Source organism: uncultured Campylobacter sp. (genome assembly GCF_938031315.1).
GTDB lineage: Bacteria > Campylobacterota > Campylobacteria > Campylobacterales > Campylobacteraceae > Campylobacter_B.
The window spans coordinates 1-1,303 of sequence record NZ_CALHHT010000321.1 but is presented as its reverse complement, the minus strand read 5'-3'; the positions used below and the strand labels follow the sequence as shown (position 1 = coordinate 1,303).

The window sequence follows — 1,303 nt, the reverse complement described above, 5'->3', positions numbered from 1 at the left end:
CTTATTGATACCTTCCACAGCCGCTTTGAGCTGGACATTATCGCAGCTTGGTGCCGCAAAAAGCGCCGCGAAAGCAAACGGAAGCAATAAAAACTTTTTCATAATTCTCTCCTTAAAAAATTTAGTAATGATATAAAAATTAATATTAATCGGTGCTTTAAATTTAGAGCGAATTTTTGGTGCTGCGAATATGGAATTTTATGCAAGCGTAGCAGCGAACGCAAAAAGTTTATTTGCGGAGCTTAGCCCTAAAAAACGGAATTAGGCGGTATGTCAAGGTAAGGAATTTGTCGGCTCGCCGCACTTAAATACAAACTGCTGAGTTAAATTTCATAGTGCATTTTACGGAATTTACCCAGCTTGCGGGATTAAATTTGATGCCTATAGCACCAGCAAACTCGGTATCAAAAGGATTTAATGCCGCAGGCGAGATAAATCTTACAAGTAAGCGCGCATTTGAGTATTTTAAAGCCATGCTAATTATATCAATAAATAAAATTTAGGCGCGACGATCCGCAAGCGCGTGCCGTAAGATCGCCGCGACAAATTTTACCACAAGACGGCGAGCAAAAATAAGCAACCAGATGCCGCTTACCACGCACAAAGGCGCAAGCGCGATTAGTTATCGTTGATTACGTCCAAAATTTCTCTAGCGTGCACGGCGTAATCATTCGCCATCGATTTTTGAAAGATCCCGCCGATCTGCGCGTACGAGCCCTGACCGCCGCCGAAGAATTCCTCCTCGCCGAAGTTGCGCTCGTTTACGGCGATATTTTGGTTGTAGATCGGCTTTCCGTTTTTAAACATTTTTAGACGTAGATTGTAGCGCACGTAGGGCTTTGCCGAAACGTCGATGCCGTCGGAGCTGTAAAAGCCAAAGCCGAATGAGCTAAGCTCAGGCGCGATAACAAGCCCTTTACCTTGCAGCGCTTTTTCGTCGTCGGTAACGCTTACGCGCCTTAGGTAGGTGCCGAAGAAGCGCTTTGCCTCGCCTGCGACGAACTCGCCGACGTCGATTTTAAGTTCATCGTCTCTGCCTAACTTCGAGCTTGCGACGTAGCTTTTTGTCCCCATTAGCTCGCCAGGGATGTAAATGAGCGCACTTTGCATGGCGTTGGTCGCACTTATAGTGTCGTCAAACGGCGCCACATCGGCGTTTTGATTAAACTGCGCTTCGTATGCGCAACCGCTAAAAAGCGCGCAAACTATTGCGGCTAGAAAGAAATTTTTCATTGTTTGCTCCGTGTAAAAATTTTTGTAATTCTACCCCGCGGGTCTAAATTTTACGCTGAAACGGGCGGAA

General features: G+C 45.7%; 1 protein-coding gene. It reads right to left on the bottom strand.

Annotation, left to right across the window (positions count from 1 at the left end):
* Positions 1 to 618: 618 nt before the first annotated feature.
* Entirely contained in the window at positions 619 to 1,233 is a 615-nt protein-coding gene (locus Q0236_RS07865; protein ID WP_297902312.1) for a hypothetical protein, read from the bottom strand.
* Positions 1,234 to 1,303 lie beyond the last annotated feature (70 nt).